The sequence below is a fragment of the Metapseudomonas otitidis genome (genome assembly GCF_011397855.1).
Taxonomy (GTDB): Bacteria; Pseudomonadota; Gammaproteobacteria; order Pseudomonadales; family Pseudomonadaceae; genus Metapseudomonas; species Metapseudomonas otitidis.
Map to the genome: position 1 here is coordinate 5,148,064 of NZ_AP022642.1, position 22,470 is coordinate 5,170,533.

Genomic DNA, 22,470 nt, shown 5'->3' on the forward strand with positions numbered 1-22,470 from the left:
ACCACGCTAGGAATTGCGCGAATTATAGAGTGGCTGGTTCTAAGAGAAAGGCGACGAACGGAGAGTTCAGAGTTTTTTTACACCGGCAGCGGCTGCACGTCTTCGCCGCATTCCCCCCACAACACCGGCAATACCGCCTGCAACGCGCCGGCATCCCCGGAGCTCCAGAAACGGCAGGGTGCTGCTTCGCCTTCGGCGAGGGCATTGCCAGCCTGCAGCAGGCGCTGCAGCTGGCGCGCCACGGCGGCGCCGGTGTCCACCAGGCTCACCGACTCCGGCACCAGCTCCCGCAGCAACGGGCGCAGGAAGGGGTAATGGGTGCAGCCGAGGATCAGCGTGTCGCAACCCGCCTCCAGCAGGGGCTGGACGTAGCCCTGCAACAGCGCGCGGGTCGCCGGTCCGGCCAGGTCGCCGGCCTCGATGCGCTCCACCAGACCCGGGCAGGGCTGGGTCACCACCTTCACATCCCCGGCGAAGCGGTCGAGCAAGGCAGCGAACTTGGCGCTCCTGAGGGTGCCGGTGGTGGCCAGCACGCCCACCACGCCGCTGCGGGTGGCACGGGCCGCCGGCTTGACCGCCGGCTCCATGCCGACGATGGGCAGGTGCGGATGGCGCGCCCGCAGGTCGGCCACGGCAGCGGCGGTGGCAGTGTTGCAGGCCAGGACCAGGGCCTTGGCGCCCTGGCCGAGGAGGAAGTCGGCGATGCGCTGGCTGCGCTCGCGGATGAAGTCGGGGCTCTTTTCGCCATAGGGCACGTGGCCGCTGTCGGCCACGTAGAGCAGGGATTCGGCCGGCAGCAGCGCGCGGATCTCGCGCAGCACCGAGAGGCCGCCCACGCCGGAGTCGAAGACCCCGATCGGCGCCCGATCAGGCATGGCGCTCGCCACAGACGCTGCAGGCCGGGTCGCGCTTGACCCGCAGCTCGCGGAAGCGGGTGCCGAGGGCATCCACCAGCAGCAGCCGGCCCACCATCGGCTCGCCGAAACCAGCCAGCAGCTTGAGCGCCTCCAGGGCCTGCAGGCTGCCCACCAGGCCCACCAGTGGGCCGACCACGCCGGCCTCGCTGCAGGTCAGCTCGGCTTCGCTGCCGTGGCCGTAGAGGCAGTGGTAGCAGGGGCTGTCGTCGCGGCGCGGGTCGAACACCGAGAGCTGGCCGTCGAGGCGGATGGCGGCGCCGGACACCAGCGGCTTGCCGGCCGCCATGCAGGCGGCGTTGACCGCCTCGCGGGTGCCGAAGTTGTCGGTGCAGTCGAGCACCACGTCCACCTGGGCCACGGCAGCCGCCAGGCTGTCCTCGTCCAGCGCGCGGGTGATCGGCACCAGGCGCACGCCGGGGTTGAGGGCGGCCAGGCGGGTCATGGCCGACTCCACCTTGAGCACGCCGACGCTGGCGCTGTCATGGATCACCTGGCGTTGCAGGTTGGTCAGGTCGACGCTGTCGAAGTCGGCCAGGTGCAGCTCGCCGACACCGGCGGCGGCCAGGTAGAGGGCGACGGGCGACCCGAGGCCGCCAAGGCCGACGATGAGCACGCGGCCCTGCTTGAGCCGAAGCTGCCCGTCGACGTCGATCTGCGGCAGGAGGATCTGCCGGCTGTAGCGGAGCAGTTCCTCGTCGCTCAGCATGGCCGGCGGCCCAGGCTGATGCGTTCGTGGCCGCCCAGGTCGCGGCGGCTTTCCACGGATTCGAAGCCTTCGCGGGCGAGCAGTTCGCGCACCGCGGCGGCCTGGTCGTAGCCGTGTTCAAGCAGCAGCCAGCCGCCGGCATTCAGGTGTGCGGGGGCCTGGCTGACGATCAGGCGGATGTCGTCCAGCCCGTCGGCCCCGGCCACCAGGGCGCTGCTGGGCTCGAAGCGCACGTCGCCCTGGGCCAGGTGCGGGTCCTGGGCGGCGATGTAGGGCGGGTTGCTGACGATCAGGTCATAGCGCTCAGCGCCCAGGGCGCTGAACCAGTGGCTTTCGCGGAAGGCGGCATTGCCCAGCCCGAGGCGCTCGCGGTTGCGCTCGGCCAGGGCCACGGCCTCGCTGATGCGGTCGACGCCGGTGACCTGCCAGCCGAGGCGCTCGCAGGCCAGCGCCAGGGCGATGGCCCCGGTGCCGGTGCCGAGGTCGAGCACGCGGGCCTGGGGCAGCGTGACCAGGGCCAGGGCGGTTTCCACCAGCAGCTCGGTGTCGGGGCGGGGAATCAGGGTGTGCGGGGCGACTTCCAGGTCCAGGCTCCAGAAGCCCTGGTGGCCGAGGATGTAGGCCACCGGCTCGCCCTGGCGGCGGCGTTCGAGGTAGCTGGCGTAGCGCTCGGCGGCCTCGCCGCTGACCACCCGTTCGGGCCAGGTGTGCAGGAAGCTGCGCGGCTTGCCGAGGGCGGCGGCGAGCAGCAGTTCGGCGTCCAGGCGGGGGCTGGGCGAGTCCGGCAGGCGGGGGTCGCTCAGCAGGCTGGCGATGATGCTCACGGTCAGTCTCCGAGGGCGGCCAACTGGTCGGCCTGGTATTCCGCCAGCAGCGGTTCGATGACGGCTTCCACGCTGCCGGCGAGCACGTCGTCCAGGGCGTAGAGGGTCAGGTTGATGCGGTGGTCGGTGACCCGGCCCTGGGGGTAGTTGTAGGTGCGGATGCGCTCGGAACGGTCCCCGGAGCCCACCAGCAGCTTGCGGGTCTCGGAGATTTCCTTGTGGGCGGCGGCTTCCTGCTGGTCGTTCAGCTTGGCCGCGAGCCAGGCCATGGCCTTGGCGCGGTTCTTGTGCTGGGAGCGCTCTTCCTGGCACTCGACCACGATCCCGCTGGGGATGTGGGTGATGCGCACGGCGGAGTCGGTCTTGTTGACGTGCTGGCCGCCGGCGCCGGAGGAGCGGTAGGTGTCGATGCGCAGGTCCGCCGGGTTGATCTCGATGGCGGCCTGCTCGTCCGGCTCGGGGAGCACGGCGACGGTGCAGGCGGAGGTGTGGATGCGGCCCTGGGACTCGGTCTCCGGCACGCGCTGCACGCGGTGGGCGCCGGATTCGAACTTGAGCTTGGCGTAGACGTTGTCGCCCTCGACGCGGGCGATCACCTCTTTATAGCCACCGTGCTCGCCTTCGTTCTCGGAGAGGATCTCCACGCGCCAGCCCTGGCGTTCGGCATAGCGCGAGTACATGCGGAACAGGTCGCCGGAGAAGATCGCCGCCTCGTCGCCGCCGGTGCCGGCACGGATCTCGAGGAACACGTTGCGGCCGTCGTTGGGGTCCTTGGGCAGCAGCATGCGCTGCAGGCGTGCCTCCAGCCCCACCAGTTGCTCGCGGGCCTGGGCGACTTCCTCTTCGGCCATCTCGCGCAGGTCCGGGTCGCTGTCCTTGAGCAGCGCCTGGGCGCCTTCGAGGTCGTCCTGCACCTTGCGGAACTCGCGGAAGGCGAGGATGACCGGCTCGACCTCGGCGTACTCCTTGGAGTAGGCGCGGAAGCGGGTCTGGTCGCTGATGACCTCGGCATCGCCGAGCAATGCGGTGAGCTCCTCGTAACGATCCTGGAGGATGTCGAGCTTCTTGAGCAGTGACGCTTTCATTGAGGGTGCTTGTCCGGGCCCTCGTCGAGGGCGAAGAGTTCCTGGGCCACGGCCAGCGCATCGAAGCGGCCGTCGGCGGAGAGTTTCTTCAGCTGCACGCTGGGGGCGTGCAGCAGCTTGTTGGTGAGGCCACGGGCCAGCTGGGCGAGGACATCCTCCGGGGCGGCGCCGTTGACCAGCATGCGCTGGGCCTTGGCCAGTTCCTCGTCGCGCAGCCGCTCGGCCTGCTGGCGGTAGGCGCGCAGCACGTCCACCGCAGCCAGCTCGCGCAGGCGCTGCATGAACTCGTCGACACCGCCGCTGACCAGTTCCTCGGCGGCCTGGGCAGCGCCCTGGCGGCTCTTGAGGTTCTCCTCGACCACGTCGTGGAGGTCATCGACGGTGTAGAGGTAGACGTCGTCCAGCTCGCCCACTTCGGGCTCGATGTCGCGGGGGACGGCGATGTCGACCATGAAGATCGGCTTGTGCTTGCGCTGCTTCAGCGCGCGCTCCACGGCGCCCTTGCCGAGGATCGGCAACTGGCTGGCGGTGGAGCTGATGACGATGTCGCTGTTGACCAGTTCGCCCGGGATGTCGGCCAGCAGCACCGCGTGGGCACCGAACTGTTCGGCCAGCAGGCTGGCACGCTCCAGGGTGCGGTTGGCGACGACGATGCGTTTGACGCCCTGCTCGTGCAGGTGGCGGGCGACCAGGGTGATGGTCTCGCCGGCACCGATCAGCAGCGCCTGGCTGCGGCTCAGGCTGGAGAAGATCTGCCGGGCCAGGCTGACGGCGGCGAAGGCCACGGAGACGGGGTTCTCGCCGATGGCAGTGTCGGTGCGCACGGTCTTGGCGGTGCTGAAGGTGGCCTGGAACAGGCGCCCCAGCAGCGGCCCGACAGTGCCGGCCTCACGCGCCACGGCGTAGGCGGATTTCATCTGCCCGAGGATCTGCGGCTCGCCGAGGACCATGGAGTCCAGGCCCGAGGCCACGCGCATCATGTGGCGCACGGCGGCGGCGTCATGGTGCACGTAGGCGCAGGCGCGCAACTCTTCGAGGCTGAGGTTGTGATAGCCGGCCAGCCAGGTCAGCACCTCGTCGGCGCAGATTTCGTCCTGCTCCAGGTAGAGCTCGCTGCGGTTGCAGGTGGAGAGGATCGCCGCCTCGCGGCTGGGAGTGAGGCTGCACAGCTGCTGCAGGGCCTCGACCAGCTGCTCGGGAGTAAAAGCCACGCGCTCGCGCACATCCACGGAGGCGGTTTTGTGGTTGATACCGAGGGCTAGAAAGGCCATGCAGGGTCGCTAACGGATACGGAAGGCGCGCAATTGTCCTACTTCGATTCAGTGAGAACAACCACCGCTTGCCATTGTCACAGGCCTGTATACGCGCCATGCAATCTATAGGGCCCGGCCCCATGGGCTTGCCTGGCGGCTTGTGTCATGATGCTCCGACCGCAGGTTAGTCGCCCTTTCCCCCTTATGAATAAATCCCTCGCGTTGCTGACCGCCTTCCTGTTCCTTGGCGGATGCCAGACCCTGGCCCCTTCATCCCCGGACGGCACCCCGCCGGTGGAAGACAGTGCCCAGGCACCCGAAGCCAAACCCCAGGTCTATGCGTCCTTCAGCCGCGACACGCTGTTCGCCCTGCTCACCGCCGAGCTGGCCGGGCAGCGCAACCGCTTCGACATCGCCCTCGGCAACTACGTCCAGCAGGCCAACGCCACCCAGGACCCCGCCGTCGCCGAACGCGCCTTCCGCATCGCCGAGTACCTGGGCGCCGACCAGGCCGCGCTGGACACCGCGCTGATCTGGGCCACCAACGCCCCCGAAAACCTCGATGCCCAGCGCGCCGCCGCCATCCAGCTGGCCCGTGGCGGTCGCTACGACGAATCCATGACCTACATGGAGAAGGTGCTGCAGAAGCAGGGCGACACCCATTTCGACTTCCTCGCCCTCTCCGCCGCCGAGACCGACCCGGACACCCGCGCCGGCCTGCTGCAGAGCTTCGACCGCCTGCTGGCCAAGTACCCGGACAACAGCCAGCTGGTGTTCGGCAAGGCCGTGCTGCTGCAACAGGACGGCCGCACCGAGGACGCCCTGGCCCTGCTGGAAGACCTGCCCTCCAGTGACAAACAGATCCCGCCGATCCTCCTGCGTGCGCGCCTGCTGCAGAGTCTGGACCGCACCGACGACGCGCTCCCGCTGCTGGAACGCGCCATCAAGCAGCATCCGGACGACAAGCGCCTGCGCCTGACCTACGCCCGCCTGCTGGTGGAGGCTGGCCGGCTGGACGAAGCCAAGTCCGAGTTCGCCGGGCTGGTGCAGCGTTTCCCCGATGACGACGACCTGCGCTTCTCCCTCGCCCTGGTGTGCATGGAAGGCGAAGCCTGGGACGAAGCCCAGGTCTACCTGCAGGAACTGGTGGAACGCGGCAGCCACGTGGACTCCGCCCACTTCAACCTCGGCCAGGTCTACGAGAAGCGCAACGACCTCGAAAGCGCGCTGATCGAATACGGCCTGGTGGGCGCCGGCAACGACTACCTGCCCGCGCAACTGCGCTACACCGAGCTGCTGCTGGACGCCAAGCGCGGCGACGAAGCCGCCAGTCACCTGGCCAAGGCCCGCGAGGCACAGCCCGACTACGCCATCCAGCTGTACCTGATCGAGGCGGAGAACTTCGCCGAGCGCCAGCAGATCGACCACGCCTGGGCCACCATCGCCCAGGGCCTGAAGCAGTTCCCGGGCGACCTCAACCTGCTCTACACCCGCGCCATGCTGGCCGAGAAACGCGGCGACCTGGCCCAGCTGGAGCGCGACCTGCGCTTCATCATCGAGCGCGAGCCCGAGAACGCCATGGCGCTGAACGCGCTGGGCTACACCCTGGCCGACCGCACCACCCGCTACGAGGAAGCCCGCGCCCTGGTGGAACAGGCGCACCAGCTCAAGCCGGATGATCCGGCCATCCTCGACAGCCTCGGCTGGATCAACTTCCGCCTGGGCAAGCTGGACGAAGCCGAGAGTCTGCTGCGCCAGGCCCTGGAAGCCTTCCCCGACCATGAAGTGGCCGCCCACCTGGGCGAAGTGCTGTGGGCCAACGGCAAGCAGAGCGAAGCCCGCAAGGTGTGGGCCGAAGCCCTGAAGAACCAGCCCGACAGCCCCATCCTGCGCAGCACCCTGAAGCGCCTGACCGGTTCCGAGACCCTCTGATCCATGCGTCTACGTCATCTACTGGCTGCAGGGGCGCTGCTCCTGCTCACCGGCTGCGCCGGCCTCACCTCCCGTGAATCGGTTGAAGGCAAGGGCGACGCCACCCTCTGGAAAGCCCACAAGCAGCAGGTCGCCGCCCTCGATGGCTGGCAGATCGCCGGCAAGGTCGGCATCCGCGCACCGAAGGACTCCGGCAGCGGCACCCTGTTCTGGCTGCAACGCCGCGACTACTACGACATCCGCCTCTCCGGCCCGCTGGGCCGTGGCGCCGCCCGCCTCACCGGCCACCCCGGCGCCATCGTGCTGGAAGTGGCCAACCAGGGCCGCTACGAAGCCGAATCCCCCGAAGCCCTGCTGGAAGAACAGCTCGGCTGGCGCCTGCCCGTCTCCCACCTGCAATGGTGGGTGCGCGGCCTGCCCGCCCCTGACAGCCGCAGCCGCCTGACCCTCGACAGCGACAGCCACCTCTCCCGCCTGGAGCAGGACGGCTGGGAGGTGAACTACCTCAGCTACGTCGAGCAGAACGGCTTCACCCTGCCCGAGCGCATCAAGCTCAAGGGCGCCGACCTCGACGTCACCCTGGTGATCAAGGACTGGCAGCCGCGCCAGCTCGGCCAGTGAGTTCCGCCATGCAAGACGCCCAGCTGATCCTGCCGGCGCCGGCCAAGCTCAACCTCATGCTGCACATCCTCGGGCGCCGTCCCGACGGCTACCACGAGCTGCAGACGCTGTTCCAGTTCCTCGACCACGGCGACGAACTGGGCTTCTCGCTCCGCGAGGATGGCGCGATCCACCTGCGCACCGAGATGCCCGGCGTCCCCCATGACAGCAACCTGATCGTCCGCGCCGCGCGCAGCCTGCAGCAGGCGTCCGGCACCCGCCTGGGCGCCGACATCTGGCTCGACAAGCGCCTGCCCATGGGCGGCGGCATCGGCGGCGGCAGTTCCGACGCCGCCACCACCCTCCTCGGCCTCGACCACCTCTGGCAGACGCGCCTCGGCGAAGAGCGCCTGGCCGAGCTGGGGCTGGCACTGGGTGCCGACGTGCCGGTGTTCGTACGCGGTCGCGCGGCCTTCGCCGAAGGCGTCGGCGAGCGCCTGCAACCGGTCACCCTGGAGGAGCCGTGGTTCCTCGTCGCCGTACCGCAAGTCTTTGTCAGCACAGCAGAAGTTTTCACCGATCCCGAGTTGACACGGAATTCGGCGCCCATTAATCTTCGCAGCCTTCTTGAGGGGGGCAGTCGTAACGACTGTCAGCCAGTGGTCGAGAAGCGTTACCCCGAAGTTCGTAACGCACTGATGTGGTTGAACAAATTCACATCGGCCCGACTGACCGGCACCGGAGCTTGTGTGTTTGGGAGCTTCCCAAACCGGGACGATGCTGATAAAGTCGCCCGCCAACTTCCGGCCACTCTGCCAAGTTTCGTCGCCAAGGGCAGCAACATCTCGATGCTGCATCGACGCCTCGAAAGCCTGGCTTGAAAGAAGTGTGCAAGTCCTCCGGTTATACCGATACAGGGGCGTCGCCAAGCGGTAAGGCAGCAGGTTTTGATCCTGCCATGCGTTGGTTCGAATCCAGCCGCCCCTGCCATAACCCTTCCCAGGGTCCTCGGTAGAACAGGTCTTGCAACGGTAGTTAAACGATATAGGGGCGTCGCCAAGCGGTAAGGCAGCAGGTTTTGATCCTGCCATGCGTTGGTTCGAATCCAGCCGCCCCTGCCATACACGAAGAAGCTGTTCAAAAGCCTCGGCGTTTGAACAGCTTTTTAATTCATCAGGTCCACCCTCAGCCGGCAGGTACTGCGCGTGTCCAAGATGATGGTCTTCACGGGGAACGCCAACCCCGATCTGGCGCGTCGCGTCGTACGTCAACTGCATATCCCCCTCGGTGATGCCTCTGTAGGCAAGTTCTCCGACGGCGAAATCAGCGCGGAAATCAACGAAAATGTCCGCGGTAAGGACGTCTTCCTGATCCAGCCCACGTGCGCGCCCACCAACGACAACCTGATGGAGCTGGTGGTGATGGCTGACGCCTTCCGCCGCTCCTCGGCGTCCCGTATCACCGCTGTGATCCCCTACTTCGGCTATGCCCGCCAGGACCGCCGCCCGCGTTCCGCTCGCGTGGCGATCAGCGCCAAGGTCGTGGCCGACATGCTCACCGTGGTCGGTATCGACCGCGTGCTGACCGTCGACCTGCATGCCGACCAGATCCAGGGTTTCTTCGATATCCCCGTGGACAACATCTACGGCTCCCCCGTCCTGGTGGATGACATCGAAGACCAGCGTTTCGACAACCTCATGATCGTCTCCCCGGACATCGGTGGCGTGGTACGTGCCCGTGCCGTCGCCAAGTCCCTGGGTGTCGATCTGGCGATCATCGACAAGCGCCGTCCCAAGGCCAACCAGTCCGAAGTCATGCACATCATCGGTGATGTGGACGGCCGGACCTGCGTCCTGGTCGACGACATGGTCGACACCGCCGGCACCCTCGGCCACGCCGCCAAGGCCCTGAAGGACCACGGCGCTGCCAAGGTCTACGCCTACTGCACCCACCCGGTGCTGTCCGGTCGTGCCATCGAGAACATTGAAAACTCCGTGCTGGACGAGCTGGTGGTGACCAACACCATCCCGCTGTCTGCCGCGGCACAGGCCTGCTCCCGTATCCGTCAACTGGATATCGCGCCGGTCGTGGCTGAAGCGGTCCGCCGCATCAGCAATGAGGAATCGATCAGCGCGATGTTCCGCTAAGGAACGCGCCTGACGAAAACGCCCCGCTCCGGCGGGGCTTTTTTGCCTAACCGCCCAAGATGCTGGTCGCAAGCACTCGGGGCGGTTTGGCTATTTTGGAGAACTGCAATGACTGAATTCGCCCTGAACGCTTCCGTACGTTCCGACCTGGGGAAAGGTGCGAGCCGCCGCCTGCGTCGTAACGAAGCCCAAGTTCCCGCCGTTGTCTACGGTGGCGACAAGGCTCCGCAATCCATCGGTCTGCTGGCCAAAGAACTGGCCAAGCTGCTGGAAAACGAGGCTGCCTTCAGCCACGTGATCGCCCTGAACGTCGCCGGTGCCACCGAGACCGTTCTGATCAAGGCCCTGCAGCGTCACCCGTCCAAAGGCTTCGTCGTACACGCTGACTTCCAGCGCGTCGTTGCCGGCCAGAAGCTGACCGCTCACGTACCGCTGCACTTCCTGAACGAAGCCACTGCTGTTGGCGTGAAGACTGGTGGTGGCGAGATCTCCCACACCATCTCCGAAGTCGAAGTTTCCTGCCTGCCGAAAGACCTGCCGGAATTCATCGAAGTCGACCTGGCCAAGGTCGAAGTGGGTCAGACCGTTCACCTGTCTGACCTCAAGCTGCCGAAAGGCGTCGAGCTGGTGGCCCTGGCCCACGGCAACGACCTGGCAGTTGCCAACATCCACGCTGCTCGCGTAGCGAAGGAAGAAGGCTCCGCCGAGTAATTCGCGCAGCCTGAAAAGGAAGGGCCCCTGTCGTGACCGCCGTACAACTGATCGTCGGCCTGGGAAATCCAGGCCCCGAATACGACCAGACCCGGCATAACGCAGGGGCCCTTTTCGTTGAGCGCGTGGCAGACAGCCAGCGCGTCAACCTGTCTCTCGACAAGAAGTATTTCGGCCTCGTTGGCAAATTCAGCCACCAGGGCCGCGACGTTCGTCTGCTCATCCCCACCACCTACATGAACCGCAGCGGCCAGTCCGTGGCGGCGCTCGCCGGTTTCTTCCGCATCCCGGTCGACGCGATCCTGGTGGCCCACGACGAACTCGACATGCCCCCCGGCGTCGCCAAGCTCAAGCAGGGCGGTGGCCATGGCGGGCACAACGGGTTGCGCGACATCATCGCCCAGCTCGGCAACCAGAACGGCTTCCATCGCCTGCGCCTCGGCATCGGCCATCCCGGGCACGCCAGCCTGGTATCCGGCTACGTCCTCGGCCGCGCACCGCGCAGCGAGCAGGAACTGCTCGACACCAGCATCGACTTCGCCCTCGGCGTGCTGCCCGACATCCTCGCGGGGGACTTCACCCGCGCGATGCAGAAACTGCACAGCCAGAAGGCCTGATCCACACCTCTTAATCGCCCCATTGGCGCGAGGGACATAGCATGGGATTCAATTGCGGCATCGTCGGCCTGCCCAACGTCGGCAAGTCCACCCTGTTCAACGCCCTGACCAAATCCGGCATCGCGGCGGAAAACTTCCCCTTCTGCACCATCGAGCCGAACAGCGGCATCGTTCCCATGCCCGACGCACGCCTGGAAGCCCTGGCCGAGATCGTCAAGCCGGAGCGGGTCCTGCCCACCACCATGGAGTTCGTCGACATCGCCGGCCTGGTCGCCGGAGCCTCCAAGGGTGAAGGCCTGGGCAACAAGTTCCTCGCCAACATCCGCGAGACCGACGCCATCGCCCACGTCGTGCGCTGCTTCGAAGACGACAACGTCATCCACGTCTCCAACAGCGTCGACCCCAAGCGCGACATCGAGATCATCGACCTCGAACTGATCTTTGCCGACCTCGACAGCTGCGAGAAGCAACTGCAGAAAGTGGTCCGCAACGCCAAGGGCGGCGACAAGGACGCCATCGCCCAGAAGGCCCTGCTGGAACAACTGATCGCCCACTTCACCGAAGGCAAGCCCGCGCGCAGCCTGATGAAGAACATGGACGACGAGCAGAAGCGCGTGATCCGCGGCTTCCACCTGCTCACCAGCAAGCCGGTGATGTACATCGCCAACGTCGCCGAGGACGGCTTCGAGAACAACCCGCACCTGGACGTGGTCAAGGCCATCGCCGCCGAAGAAGGCGCCGTGGTCGTACCGGTGTGCAACAAGATCGAAGCCGAGATCGCCGAGCTGGACGACGACGAAGAGAAACTCATGTTCCTCGAGTCCATGGGCATGGAAGAGCCGGGCCTGAACCGCGTGATCCGCGCCGGCTACAACCTGCTCAACCTGCAGACCTACTTCACCGCTGGCGTGAAGGAAGTCCGCGCCTGGACCGTGCGCATCGGCGCCACCGCCCCGCAGGCGGCAGCCGTCATCCACACCGACTTCGAGAAAGGCTTCATCCGCGCCGAAGTGGTCGCCTATGACGACTTCATCCAGTACAAGGGCGAAGCCGGCGCCAAGGAAGCCGGCAAATGGCGCCTGGAAGGCAAGGAATACATCGTCAAGGACGGCGACGTGATGCACTTCCGCTTCAACGTCTAAGCCCTCCCCGCTTTACCCGAAGCCCCCTGCGGATTCACGCCGCCGGGGGCTTCGTGCTTCAGGCCGCCTCACCCCGCTGCTCGAACACCTCCCGCGCCACCGCCAGGCCGTTCAGCGCGGCCGGGAAGCCGGCGTAGACGGCCATCTGCATGATCGTCTCGACGATCTCCGTGCGGCTGGCGCCGACGTTCAGCGCACCGTGCACGTGGACCTTCAGTTGCGGGGCGGCGTTGCCCAGGGCGGTCAGTGCCGCCACCACGGCGATCTCCCGGCTCTTCAGGTCCAGCCCCGGGCGGGAATAGATGTCGCCGAAGGGGAACTCCACCAGGTAGCGCGCAAAGTCCGGGGCGATGCCCGCCAGGCTCTCCACCACCCGCTCACCGGCCTCGCCGTCGATCTCCTTCAGTTTCGCCAGCCCACGCTGGTAGCGGCTCTCGTCATTCATCTGCGTTGCCCTTCTCGGTTGATGGCTCCAGCGCCAGGGCCTGCTCGCACGCGCGGTAATGCTCGATCTTCGCGTGCAGCGCATCGGCGGCCTGGCGCATCGCCTCGATCTCGGCCAGGACCTCCGCAAGGTGGCCCTCCAGCATCTGGCGACGCGCCGGCACCGTCGGGTCCCCAGCGCTCCTCAGCGCTGCGAACGCCTGCATCTTGCCGATGGGCATGCGGGTCGTGCGCAAGCGCAGCAGGAACTCGATCCAAGCCATTTCCGAAGCCGCGTAGCGCCGCTGCCCACCCGGCGCCCGGCCCACCGGGGCGATGAGCCCGATGCGCTCGTAATAACGCAGCGTGTGAGCCGTGAGCCCGGTGCGCCGGGCGACTTCGTCGATGCTGAGATGAGGTTCCATGGGGCGATCCTAGAAGTTCGAGCGCGCTCTAAGTCAACCCTTTGCCGGCGCCACGTCAAGCCCGCCCTCAGCGCCGGCGAAAACGCAGGGGCAACCCCTGGCAATCCTCCCCGAAACGCCCCTGGTGCCAACCCAGTTGGCCCGACACCAGCGTGGTACGCACCGCGTGGCGGAAGGTGCGGCCCTGGAACGGCGTCCAGCCGCATTGCGCGTGGATCGGGTCCGCCTCCACCGGCCGGGGCTCGGCCAGGCGCTCCACCAGCACCAGGTCCGCCCAGTAGCCCTCGCGCAGGTAGCCGCGCCGCTCGATGGCGAAGCGCTCCGCCACCGCGTGGCTGGTCTTGTGCACCAGCAGCGTCAGCGGCAGCAGCCCGTCGGCCACCAGCTCCAGCAGCGCCGGCAGGCTGTGCTGCACCAGCGGCAACCCGGCGGGCGCCTGGGCGTAGGGCCGGGCCTTCTCCTCCCGGGTGTGGGGCGCGTGGTCGCTGCCGATCACGTCCAGCCGCCCGTCCAGCAAGGCCCGGCGCAGGGCATCGCGGTCGGAGGGCGCCTTGATCGCCGGATTGCACTTGATCAGGTGGCCCAGGCGCGGGTAGTCGCGGTCATCGAACAGCAGGTGGTGCACGCACACCTCGGCGGTGATGCGTTTGCCCGGCAGCGGCCCGGGGATGAACAGCTCCAGCTCCCGCGCCGTGGTTATGTGCAGCACATGCAGGTCGGTGTCGAAGCGACGGGCCAGCGCCACCGCCCGGCTGGAGGAGCGGTAGCAGGCCTCCGCATCGCGGATCAGCGGGTGCGCGTCGGCCGGGATGGCGTCGCCGTAGCCCGCAGCCCATTGCGCCTCGCGCTCGCGGATGCGCGGCGTGTCTTCGCAGTGGGCCAGCAGCAGCGTCGGGCAATCGCGGAACAGCCGCTCCAGGGAGGCTTCATCGTCCACCAGCAGGTTGCCGGTGGAGGCGCCCATGAACACCTTCACCCCCGCCACCCGCTCCGGGTCGAGCCGGGCCACGGTGTCGAGGTTGTCCCGGCTCACACCGAAGTGAAAGCCGTAGTTCACCGAGGAACAGGCCGCCGCGCGGCGCTCCTTCGCCGCCAGCGCCTCCAGGTCCAGGGTCGGCGGCTGGGTGTTGGGCATGTCCATCACGCTGGTCACGCCCCCGGCCAGCGCCGCACGGGACTCGCTGAGGAAGGTGCCCTTGTGGGGCGCGCCCGGGTCACGGAAGTGCACCTGGTCATCGATCATCCCCGGCAGCAGGTACTGGCCGTTGGCGTCGATCACCCGCACGTCCGGCCGGGCGCTGATGCTGCGGTCGATGCGTTCGATACGGCCGTTGTGCACCAGCAGGTCGGCCTCCCACTCGCAGCCCTCATTGACCAGACGGGCGTTGCGGATCAGCAGGTTGTGCATGGCTGGAACTCATTCTGCAGGGCCTGGTAACCGGGCCCCAGGTCGATGGGGACAAGGGCCACCTGTTCTGGCGGGTGGGCCGGCGCGCCAGGCTCGGGCGACGTGCACGTCACCCGCAGCCCCGCGCCGGAAAGCTGGTTGTAGAAGCACGAACGGCGCCCGGTGTGGCAGGCCGGGCCGGCCTGGTCCACCTGCAGCAGCAGCGCATCGCCGTCGCAATCCAGGTGGGCGCTCACCAGGTGCTGCACATGCCCGGAAGTGTCGCCCTTGCGCCACAGGCAGCGGCGCGAGCGCGACCAGTAGCACGCCCGCCCCTCCTCCAGCGTGGCCCGCAGGGACTCGGGGTTCATCCACGCCAGCATCAGCACCTCGCCGCTGTCGTACTGCTGCGCCACGGCGGGGATCAGCCCATCGGCACTCCAGGGAATGGCCGCCATCACCGCCTCCAGATCCCGCCCGGTGCCGGCCGGGCTCCGCTCCAGTTGCAGCCAGAAGCTCATGGCGCCAGCGCCTGCAGCAGCCGCTCGACGTTCTGCCGGTACATGCCGAGGTACGTGCTGGCCGGGCCCTCGGCCGCCAGCGCATCGGAATACAACGTACCGCCCACCCGCGCGCCGGCCTCCTCGGCGATCTGCTTCACCAGCCGCGCATCGCGGATGTTCTCCACGAAGATGGCCCGCACGCCCTCCGCCCGCAGCTGGCGGATCAACCCCGCCACCTCGGCAGCGGAAGGCTCGGCCGCATCGCTCACGCCCTGGGCCGCGAGGAACTGCAGGCGCCACTCCTGGGCGAAGTAACCGAAGGCATCGTGGCTGGTCAGCACCCGACGCCGCTCCGGCGGCAGCGCCATCAGGCGCGGGGCGATGCTCTGGCGCAACGCCCCCAGGCGGCCCAGCCAGGAGTCCCGCCGCGCCTCGAAGGCCGCCGCGCGGGCCGGCACCAGCTGCACCAGCGCCTGGGTGATGTTGCGCGCGTAGATCTCCGCATTGCCCAGGCTCTGCCAGGCGTGGGGGTCCACCAGGCGCTGGTCGTCCTCCAGCACCGTCATCGGCACCACGCCCTTGCTCGCGTCGATACGCGTGCCGCGCGCCTCGCCGTTGGCCAGCAGGCGCTCCAGCCAGGGCTCGAAGCCCAGCCCGTTGGCGATCACCAGGTCCGCCTCCAGCACCGCGCGCACCTGGGCCGGAGCGGGCTCGAAGACGTGGGCATCGGCATCCGCCCCCACCAGGTTGGTGAGCTGGATATCGTCCCCGCCGATCTCGCGGGTGATGTCCGCCAGGATGCTGAAGGTGGTCACCACCCTCGCCTTCTCCGCAGCGGACAGTGAAACGGGCAGGCACAGCAACAGCACAACGCACAGGCGCATGAACATGCGGGGGCTCCTCAACAGGGCACGGGAAGGGGCGCGCGTCGCAGCAAGCCGTGGACCGGCCCGACGAACACCGAAATCAGGTAGGCCAGCCCCGCCAGCAACACGATGCAGGGGCCGCTGGGCAGGTTGGCGTGGAACGACAGCAACAGCCCCAGCCACACGCAGCTCGCGCCGATGCCCGCCGCCGTCAGCAGCAGCACCGGCAGGCGCCGGCTCCAGAAGCGCGCCGCAGCGGCCGGCAGCATCATCAGCCCCACCACCATCAGCGCACCGATGGCGTGGAAGCCGGTCACCAGGTTGAGCACCACCAGCGCCAGGAACAGCGCATAGGCCGGCGCCCCGAAGCGGCTCACCCCGCGCAGGAACACCGGGTCGAAGCTGTCCCACAGAAGCGGGCGGTAGATCAGCGCCAACAGCGCCAGGCTGGTGCCGGCCACCGTCAGCATGCTGCGCAGCGTCTCGCCGTCCACCGCCAGGGCCGAGCCGAACAGCAGGTGCAGCAGGTCGATCCGGCGCCCGGCCAGCCCCAGCAACAGCACGCCGCCCGCCAGGGAAATGGGGTAGATGGCCGCCAGGCTCGCATCCTCCCGCAGGCCGGTGCGGCGGGTGATCCACGCGGCCAGCCCGGCCATGCCCAGCCCCGCCACCAGGCCGCCAAAGGTCAGCGCCGGCAGGCTCAGGCCGAAGAACCAGAACGCCAGCGCCGCACCGGGCAACACCCCATGGGAAATGGCATCGCCGATCAGGCTCATGCGCCGCAACATCAAAAACACCCCGAGCGGCCCCGCGCTGCACGCCAGCGCCACCCCGCCCAGCAGCGCCCGCTGCAAGAAGGCGAACTCCGCAAAGGGTTGCCAGAGCGCCGCGAGCATCAGGCCACCTGCTGGCGGGTGGGCGCCGGCAGCAGCACCCGGCTGGCGCCATGACGGCAGCCGTCGGCGCGGATCAGCAGGCAGCGTGGCAGGCGCTCACGCACCGCCTCCAGGTCATGGCAGACCACCAGCTGCGTGCGCCCCTCCCGCTGCCAGCGGGCGATGCGCTGCCAGAGAATCGCCTGGCCCTCCACGTCCAGCGCCGCGTCGGGTTCGTCCAGCAACAGCAGCGGCGCATCCATCAGCTCCAGCCGCGCCAGCAGGGCTCGCTGCAATTCCCCACCGGAAAGCGCCAGCAACGGCTGGTCGGCCAGCGCCTCCAGCTGCCAATCCGCCAGGGCCGCCTCGCAGCGCCTGCGCCGCTCCACCCGGCTCAAGCGGCTGCGCCACAGCCCCGCCATCGCCAGCTCCCCCAGGCTGAGGGGGAACTGCCGGTCCAGCGCCTGTTGCTGCTGCAAAAAGCCCACTGCTCCCAAACCCGCCGCCCCGACGCTCACCCGCCCCGCCAAAGGGCGCTGCAAACCGGCGATCACCCGCAGCAGGCTGCTCTTGCCGCACCCGTTGCGCCCCACCACCGCCGTAAGGCTGCCGGCCGGCAACGCCAGGGAAAGCGGAGGCGCCAACGGCCGCGCAGGCGGCCCCCATTGCAAGGCATCGAACTGAAGCATCGTCAGGTCCAGGGCGTGGGAGAAAGGGCTGTAGGAAAACGCAAATGTTATAAAGTAACAAATCACGCTTCACAACCCATTTCCCCGCGCACGCCCCCTCCCCTTTTCCAACCCGAACGCCAACCGGCACCCACCGCTAAGCGGTTGATCGCCCTTCGAAAAATTCTGAAAAGTGGGGTTGACAGAGGCAGGAAGCGAGAGAATAATGCGCGCCACGTTGGCTACGTAGCTCAGCTGGTTAGAGCATAGCATTCATAATGCTGGGGTCCGGGGTTCAAGTCCCTGCGTAGCCACCATACAAAACAAAGGGTTAGCTTCGGCTAACCCTTTGTGCTTTCTGGGGTGTTAATTTCTTGACGCCTCCCCTGCCTCGATCACTCCCCTAATCGCTTGGCCAGTTTGGTTGCGGATATGCTTCGGGGCCAAACGCCCCCTTCGCCTCAACGCTTGAGAGGCCTCCATGACTCCTCCGCCAGCACCTAACCACAGCGCTCTAACATTATGAATGGAGAGTTCTAATTGCCCTCCAAAAGCAATTCTCTTCGGCGGAAATTTAGTTTAAGCAAGCTATAAAAAACCCTCATCGCAGAACCATCCACTATTCGCTAGCGCTTGATACAACGCTCTCTTCCATGAGTTCATGTGGAGCCGGCTCTCTATCAACTCCATTCTCTTCAATTGCTGGCTTCGCTCATTAGCGGAAGCATTATTAAAATAACAAATGAAAGTCTGACGAATATTCGAGAGCTCCTCTGCCGCCTCAACTGAGAATCGGGCATTCAGATCAAATGCTCTCAAATGTGAGTTAACTCTTGCTATAGCAGAACTGGACCACGACTTAGGCGCTCCAGCATAAAATGAAACTGTTGCTGGCCGTGTTTCATGTATCTCACAGAACAACCACTGCACTGAATTAAAAGTATCAGCATCAAAATACGGATGAATAGGTTGGTCACCCTCAGAAGTAGCTACAGCGACCCCCTTCCCTCCCAAATTACAGTCCCTGCACGATGGCACTAAATTTGTGACAAGAATAGATAAGCGAGGGAATTTAGATTTTGGAAGATAATGATCTAATGTGGCAACACGACCAATGCCACAGTAGGGGCACTTTTCGCCTGGAGCAGCTCCCATCAGCTTGTCATATATACCTCTAGCTGGCTTACCTTGCGCCGCCAGATAATTTGAGTAGAGTGCTTTCAACTCGCCTTTCTGAACTCTACCAACTACGACATCATTTTTCCGTTGATTATTTTGTGGAATTGTCCACCAGCTGGCGTGTACCCCATGTGCGTCATAGGCATTCGCGTCTAGTGTAAGATCAGCAAGAATTTCATTGTATCGCTGTTGGAGTGTCGCATCCCCGACACCTGCGACACATAAATCAAAAACATCGCTAAAATTCTCTAACGGTTTAGGAAGCGCTCTCACAAACCATCATCCCCTTGTGCCTTCTTAAGAGCTCTCAGCAAGGCTTGCCCTTCGAATCCAAGCTGCCCTTCGTACTCTGAAAAGACCTCTTGATAACTTTTCCCCTCGCGAATAGATTGCTCAAGCAGGTCATAGAAGCCCGACTTAGAAACCTCTAAACCAAAAACTTCTCGCGTTAAAAAACCAACATTTTCTGCAAAGGTCTCTGACTCAGGCCTCTCAGCATAAGTTAATAAATTTGAACGCCTAACTTTCCACACACAGGAACTGGGAACCTCTTGCAAAACAACAGGAGAATGCGTAGCAATGATTGCCACACCATTTCTATCAGTAAGCAAATCAGAAATCGCGCGAGTAAACGCGGACAATAATGGCGGATGAAGATGACTTTCCGGCTCATCAAGCAGAACTAAAGTTTTTTCTTCGACAGTTTCAACCAAGCGCGTAACAGTTAACAAAACTATTGCATGCCCAGAACTCATTTTAGCAAACAGATATTCTGCTCTATCGAAAGCAGAGGAATCTGTTCCGGCAGCCAAAGCAGGGAGGTCCATACTCTGGAAATTCAGGTCTGACTCTAGCCTTTTAATGGCTGTCACCCACTGCGAACGCTTTCTCTCCAAACTAAAACAATTTTCTAAACTTTTTACAAACTCCCGAGAAAGCTCCACCATTGTCTTAAGACTGTATGAGCCGTCTGCCTTTATAGATAGAGAATCTTTAAGACCTACATAGTAATAACAAGTACCTTCAGCCTTATTTATGCGATCCCTGGGGGGGATAAATGGGTCAAACGCGCTAAATGAAACAGAAACAACACTACTAAAATAATCCGAAGTAATGGGCCCTCCACCATCCCAAGGATCGTTATCAATAAATACTCCCCCCCCACTCTCCGCACCTACCCCTTGAACTATCGACCGAATCATCCCATTTAAAAGGGTCGTTTTCCCGACGCCATTACGCCCGATTAGCACATGCATATTTGTAGGAGGCTTCGAGCCAGGAATTACCTTGAAGCTTAAATCCGCACCGCCTATTGTGCTTGTAGCGGCTCGCTTATAGCTAAAATCAAATGGGGTTAATACAGCCCCGCCGGCTATAACTCTTCGATACTGATTACTGATAGCAGCCACACTGACGCCACGCGTCAATGAATCTTTAAAGACTTTTTCCTCTTTTGCTATAGATAATATTTTCTGGTCGTACGCAACATCACACAGACTGGCAAGAATTTTTTCAAATAGCTCTGCCGTCAAATTTTTCTGCAAACTCGCGTAGTAACCAACATCTTGCCCTAAAGAAAAATAACCTTCAGGCAAAAACTCAAAACTCGGAGACAAAGACTCCTCGGTCCACCCATGCTGCTGGTTTACATACCCAATTTTTACGTTTCCAATCTCATGTTCAACCCCTAGCTCGTCATAGACAGTCAGGAAGAATAATGTTTTAAAACCATAATCATCCCAGTTATTAACTCTCAAGTAGGCAGCTGTCTTTTTGGGACCGGTAACACCACCTGACTGCTTATGAAAAATAATATTCATTCATTTCCCTCAAGAATCCAAACATTCTAAATCCAACCTTCCCTGCTCCTCACTAATATAGCGATAGGATTGTGGCGCGTTCCCACTCGGGACGAAATGAGTCAGTGCCAAAGGTGTGCAATACCGGCGAACAACACTTACCTTTATTGCATGAGCAGTTTCCCGCCCCTTAAAATATGAATTAAAGAATTTTCTAGATATCCCAGAGAACTCATGAGTCGCAGACCATATAGCATTCGGGGGACCAGAAAGCACTACATCAAAATCAAATTCACCCACAACTTTTCCCACAGGCATCGTGGCATAAATAACAACAGTCCTAACATCTTTATTCTTAAATATATTTTTTCTGAACTCATACCTCTTAACGCCTTGAAGTATCTTTTCAGCATACTCTGGCTTAATCGACAATAAGACCTTCATGAACCATCCCTCTTCTGGCTACAGCTTTTACGTGAGATGAGGGAATCTCAAAAAACCCCCAATACTGCGATCCGTCCGGAAAACCAAGTTCCTCAATAAGGACCTGTCGCGTTACTTTTTTCTTAAAAGCCAAGTTATAAGAAAACTTAAAAATGTGAGGATAGTTCCCTTTAACCCACAACCGCTCTAGCTCTGAAGGCGTAAAAACACTATGCGGCCCACAATATCTAAAAAATTCTTCTTTGCAAGAAAATTTAGATATATGGCGATACTCTTCAACCACTCCAATAGAAGTAGCAACGGATCTATAGTGGGCCGGTCCCTGCCCATCACCTTTACGATAAATAACGATAACATCTCCAGCGCGAAGACTTTCCATGCCTCGCATACCGGCCATGTATATCTTGTGAATACTATTTGCCGAAGATATATCTTCAACAATATCAGGACTTTCATTACTCAACATAGAGTCGGGCAATAGACGAGTGTGCCACTTGGGATCAATGGCAACAACATAGCATCGGACCCCTCTTAAACTGACTAGCGGATAACTTTGAAATTGAGACACATAGTTTGAGACAACACTTTTCACCAATACCAACTCGACGCCATTACACGTCGTTTTAGTACCTTGCTGCATAAAACCGTATTTCTTAAGTAATTGAATTAGCCCTTCGTGCTCCTTAAAAACTGTTACATACACCTCATCAACATCAGCTGAAATGGCATGATCGATTATCTTTTTGATGAACCTTTCACCCATTTTTGTACCATGAGCATTGATCTTCATCGTCCCAACTTTCAACCGCTTCGCGGCGGGCAGTGGAGGCGATACATCATCTACAGCACCATTCTCAATTTTTAGATACAGGAAACCATCCAAGGCTCCGTTGCCTCGAAAAAAGACATAGGCTTTTTCATTAGCCTTACGCCTAAACCAATCCGTAAACTCTTCATATGAACGCTTCAGAGAATCAAAAAATGGATCACTCAGATTTATGTCACTAAATTTTTTCAGCTCCAGCTCCACAAACTACCACTCCCTATTGACAGAATTAAACATAGAAAGCACAGCCCGAGAAAACTCCTCAAAGTCCGGCTCATATAAAATTTCAAGATTCAAGCCGAGGGCGCCACATATATTCTCAGCATTATTTCTCTCTGCCTTTATAAAGCCCTCTATATTTACTGCGCTTTTTGAATAATCACGCTTTTCAAGTCGACTAACAATGACTTCCGGACTTGCCTCTAATAGCACGACGCCTCGAAGGCCTAGGCTTTCAAAAACCTGCACATCAAGTTTTATAAACTCCGCACTTTCGCTTATGAGAACGAAGTGCCCGTCCAAAAGAAGTGAGTCGCCCTCTAAGGCTATACGTCTAACGGCTCGGAACAGTGCGTTCTGATTATCGTTGACATCAACGACTCGCTTATCGAGGCTCCAAGCCGTCTGAGTGCGCTCCCGCTGAATCAAACTACTAGCACTCTCGTGGAGGACCGGAAAGGCGCTAGCGTACTGCTGGCAAAGGTGGGTTTTTCCAACCCCGTGAACACCCGCTACGAAAACCGTCATGGCACATCCCTGTACTCCGTAAGGTTTTCGATGCTAATTGGCCAGTAGCAGCGACGTAAAGATCTAGGCAACACATCACCAGCTTTCTCTGTGCAAACCTGTTCCGGGTGCTGTAGCGGTCGCCTCTCCCAATCCATGAGTCACCGAGCTGGAGATAGGTCAATATCAGATAATTCGCATTGCTGGACACTAGGCTCAAGCGACTGCACAACCGTCATACAAAACACGGTCTTACAGTCGATAGGCGCTTTTATTTGTAAGCAGCTTGCAAGCGGGGGCTTCACTTTTATTGCCAACAAGCACCTTGGCCGCGCCCCCTCCTCAACTGTCTTCGTTTGCCAACTCAAAGCTTTGGTTCGTCTCCGCTCAGAAGGAGCCTCCAAAAGCCATCGCA

The 22,470-nt window shown here is 62.6% G+C and carries 23 protein-coding genes, 3 tRNA genes and 1 pseudogene; 10 read left to right on the forward strand and 17 right to left on the reverse strand.

Features of this window, described 5'->3' with window-relative positions:
• Positions 1-77: 77 nt before the first annotated feature.
• Genes murI through hemA form a run of 5 tightly spaced genes read right to left on the reverse strand, consistent with a single transcriptional unit; the run spans position 78 to position 4,803 of the window.
• Positions 78-875, reverse strand: coding sequence for a glutamate racemase (murI, locus tag PotMrB4_RS23830; RefSeq protein WP_172434649.1), 798 nt, complete (start codon positions 873-875; stop codon positions 78-80).
• Positions 868-1,623 (reverse strand): molybdopterin-synthase adenylyltransferase MoeB, encoded by a 756-nt coding sequence (locus PotMrB4_RS23835; protein ID WP_074973499.1) that lies wholly within the window; start codon positions 1,621-1,623, stop codon positions 868-870. Before PotMrB4_RS23835 ends, murI begins: the two co-directional genes overlap by 8 nt.
• Complete coding sequence (gene prmC, locus PotMrB4_RS23840) at positions 1,617-2,447, reverse strand: peptide chain release factor N(5)-glutamine methyltransferase (RefSeq protein ID WP_172434650.1); 831 nt, start codon at positions 2,445-2,447, stop codon at positions 1,617-1,619. The genes PotMrB4_RS23835 and prmC overlap by 7 nt, the downstream gene beginning before the upstream one ends.
• Positions 2,448-2,449: 2 nt before the next feature.
• On the reverse strand, positions 2,450-3,532 hold the full coding sequence (prfA, locus tag PotMrB4_RS23845) for a peptide chain release factor 1 (protein WP_044404472.1): 1,083 nt from the start codon (positions 3,530-3,532) through the stop codon (positions 2,450-2,452).
• On the reverse strand, positions 3,529-4,803 hold the full coding sequence (hemA, locus tag PotMrB4_RS23850; RefSeq protein ID WP_172434651.1) for a glutamyl-tRNA reductase: 1,275 nt from the start codon (positions 4,801-4,803) through the stop codon (positions 3,529-3,531). The genes prfA and hemA overlap by 4 nt, the downstream gene beginning before the upstream one ends.
• Positions 4,804-4,989: 186 nt before the next feature.
• On the opposite strand from hemA, the gene PotMrB4_RS23855 reads away from it, so the two are divergent.
• The 9 genes from PotMrB4_RS23855 (at position 4,990) to ychF (ending at position 11,934) form a co-directional block, all read left to right on the forward strand.
• Positions 4,990-6,717, forward strand: coding sequence for a tetratricopeptide repeat protein (locus tag PotMrB4_RS23855; RefSeq protein ID WP_074973502.1), 1,728 nt, complete (start codon positions 4,990-4,992; stop codon positions 6,715-6,717).
• A 3-nt stretch (positions 6,718-6,720) separates the two neighbouring features.
• Complete coding sequence (gene lolB, locus PotMrB4_RS23860) at positions 6,721-7,338, forward strand: lipoprotein insertase outer membrane protein LolB (RefSeq protein ID WP_074973504.1); 618 nt, start codon at positions 6,721-6,723, stop codon at positions 7,336-7,338.
• Between the two features lie 8 nt (positions 7,339-7,346).
• The gene (gene ispE / locus PotMrB4_RS23865) at positions 7,347-8,198 is read left to right on the forward strand and encodes a 4-(cytidine 5'-diphospho)-2-C-methyl-D-erythritol kinase (RefSeq protein WP_172434652.1); all 852 of its coding nucleotides are present in this window, start codon (positions 7,347-7,349) and stop codon (positions 8,196-8,198) included.
• A 34-nt stretch (positions 8,199-8,232) separates the two neighbouring features.
• Positions 8,233-8,307, forward strand: a tRNA-Gln gene (locus PotMrB4_RS23870).
• 56 nt (positions 8,308-8,363) lie between these two features.
• Positions 8,364-8,438, forward strand: a tRNA-Gln gene (locus tag PotMrB4_RS23875).
• Positions 8,439-8,522: 84 nt separating this feature from the next.
• Positions 8,523-9,464, forward strand: coding sequence for a ribose-phosphate pyrophosphokinase (locus PotMrB4_RS23880; protein ID WP_044404458.1), 942 nt, complete (start codon positions 8,523-8,525; stop codon positions 9,462-9,464).
• Between the two features lie 108 nt (positions 9,465-9,572).
• Positions 9,573-10,175 (forward strand): 50S ribosomal protein L25/general stress protein Ctc, encoded by a 603-nt coding sequence (locus PotMrB4_RS23885; RefSeq protein WP_044404455.1) that lies wholly within the window; start codon positions 9,573-9,575, stop codon positions 10,173-10,175.
• A 32-nt stretch (positions 10,176-10,207) separates the two neighbouring features.
• Positions 10,208-10,792 carry an aminoacyl-tRNA hydrolase gene (pth, locus tag PotMrB4_RS23890; protein WP_044404452.1) on the forward strand — a complete coding sequence of 195 codons (585 nt, stop codon included), beginning with the start codon at positions 10,208-10,210 and terminating at the stop codon, positions 10,790-10,792.
• Between the two features lie 41 nt (positions 10,793-10,833).
• Positions 10,834-11,934: a redox-regulated ATPase YchF gene (gene ychF / locus PotMrB4_RS23895; protein ID WP_044404449.1), complete on the forward strand. Its 1,101-nt coding sequence runs from the start codon at positions 10,834-10,836 to the stop codon at positions 11,932-11,934.
• 58 nt (positions 11,935-11,992) lie between these two features.
• Here ychF and PotMrB4_RS23900 read toward each other — a convergent pair whose 3' ends face one another.
• The 7 genes and pseudogenes from PotMrB4_RS23900 to PotMrB4_RS23930 form a co-directional block, all read right to left on the reverse strand.
• Complete coding sequence (locus PotMrB4_RS23900) at positions 11,993-12,379, reverse strand: carboxymuconolactone decarboxylase family protein (RefSeq protein ID WP_044404447.1); 387 nt, start codon at positions 12,377-12,379, stop codon at positions 11,993-11,995.
• Positions 12,372-12,782, reverse strand: a complete 411-nt coding sequence (locus PotMrB4_RS23905) for a MerR family transcriptional regulator (RefSeq protein WP_172434653.1) — start codon at positions 12,780-12,782, stop codon at positions 12,372-12,374. The genes PotMrB4_RS23900 and PotMrB4_RS23905 overlap by 8 nt, the downstream gene beginning before the upstream one ends.
• A gap of 67 nt (positions 12,783-12,849) precedes the next feature.
• The gene (locus PotMrB4_RS23910; protein WP_172434654.1) at positions 12,850-14,190 is read right to left on the reverse strand and encodes a dihydroorotase; all 1,341 of its coding nucleotides are present in this window, start codon (positions 14,188-14,190) and stop codon (positions 12,850-12,852) included.
• 95 nt (positions 14,191-14,285) lie between these two features.
• Positions 14,286-14,690, reverse strand: a pseudogene (gene hisI, locus PotMrB4_RS23915) (phosphoribosyl-AMP cyclohydrolase); the annotation flags it as partial.
• Complete coding sequence (locus PotMrB4_RS23920; protein WP_044404512.1) at positions 14,687-15,556, reverse strand: metal ABC transporter solute-binding protein, Zn/Mn family; 870 nt, start codon at positions 15,554-15,556, stop codon at positions 14,687-14,689. The gene PotMrB4_RS23920 and the pseudogene hisI, both read right to left, overlap by 4 nt.
• 17 nt (positions 15,557-15,573) lie before the next feature.
• Positions 15,574-16,434, reverse strand: a complete 861-nt coding sequence (locus tag PotMrB4_RS23925) for a metal ABC transporter permease (protein WP_043245644.1) — start codon at positions 16,432-16,434, stop codon at positions 15,574-15,576.
• Positions 16,434-17,102: a metal ABC transporter ATP-binding protein gene (locus tag PotMrB4_RS23930; RefSeq protein ID WP_172434656.1), complete on the reverse strand. Its 669-nt coding sequence runs from the start codon at positions 17,100-17,102 to the stop codon at positions 16,434-16,436. The genes PotMrB4_RS23925 and PotMrB4_RS23930 overlap by 1 nt, the downstream gene beginning before the upstream one ends.
• Positions 17,103-17,321: 219 nt before the next feature.
• Between PotMrB4_RS23930 and PotMrB4_RS23935 the strand changes: the two genes are divergently transcribed.
• A tRNA-Met gene (locus PotMrB4_RS23935) sits at positions 17,322-17,398 on the forward strand.
• Between the two features lie 271 nt (positions 17,399-17,669).
• Here PotMrB4_RS23935 and PotMrB4_RS23940 read toward each other — a convergent pair.
• The 5 genes from PotMrB4_RS23940 to PotMrB4_RS23960 are packed head-to-tail and all read right to left on the reverse strand — an operon-like array spanning position 17,670 to position 22,076.
• On the reverse strand, positions 17,670-18,533 hold the full coding sequence (locus PotMrB4_RS23940) for an HNH endonuclease (RefSeq protein ID WP_160483399.1): 864 nt from the start codon (positions 18,531-18,533) through the stop codon (positions 17,670-17,672).
• Positions 18,530-20,080, reverse strand: a complete 1,551-nt coding sequence (locus tag PotMrB4_RS23945; protein WP_172434657.1) for an AAA family ATPase — start codon at positions 20,078-20,080, stop codon at positions 18,530-18,532. The genes PotMrB4_RS23940 and PotMrB4_RS23945 overlap by 4 nt, the downstream gene beginning before the upstream one ends.
• 9 nt (positions 20,081-20,089) lie before the next feature.
• The gene (locus PotMrB4_RS23950; RefSeq protein WP_172434658.1) at positions 20,090-20,503 is read right to left on the reverse strand and encodes an ASCH domain-containing protein; all 414 of its coding nucleotides are present in this window, start codon (positions 20,501-20,503) and stop codon (positions 20,090-20,092) included.
• Positions 20,481-21,533: an N-acetyltransferase gene (locus PotMrB4_RS23955; RefSeq protein ID WP_172434659.1), complete on the reverse strand. Its 1,053-nt coding sequence runs from the start codon at positions 21,531-21,533 to the stop codon at positions 20,481-20,483. Before PotMrB4_RS23955 ends, PotMrB4_RS23950 begins: the two co-directional genes overlap by 23 nt.
• Before the next feature lie 3 nt (positions 21,534-21,536).
• Positions 21,537-22,076 carry an ATP-binding protein gene (locus PotMrB4_RS23960; RefSeq protein WP_172434660.1) on the reverse strand — a complete coding sequence of 180 codons (540 nt, stop codon included), beginning with the start codon at positions 22,074-22,076 and terminating at the stop codon, positions 21,537-21,539.
• Positions 22,077-22,470: the final 394 nt, after the last annotated feature.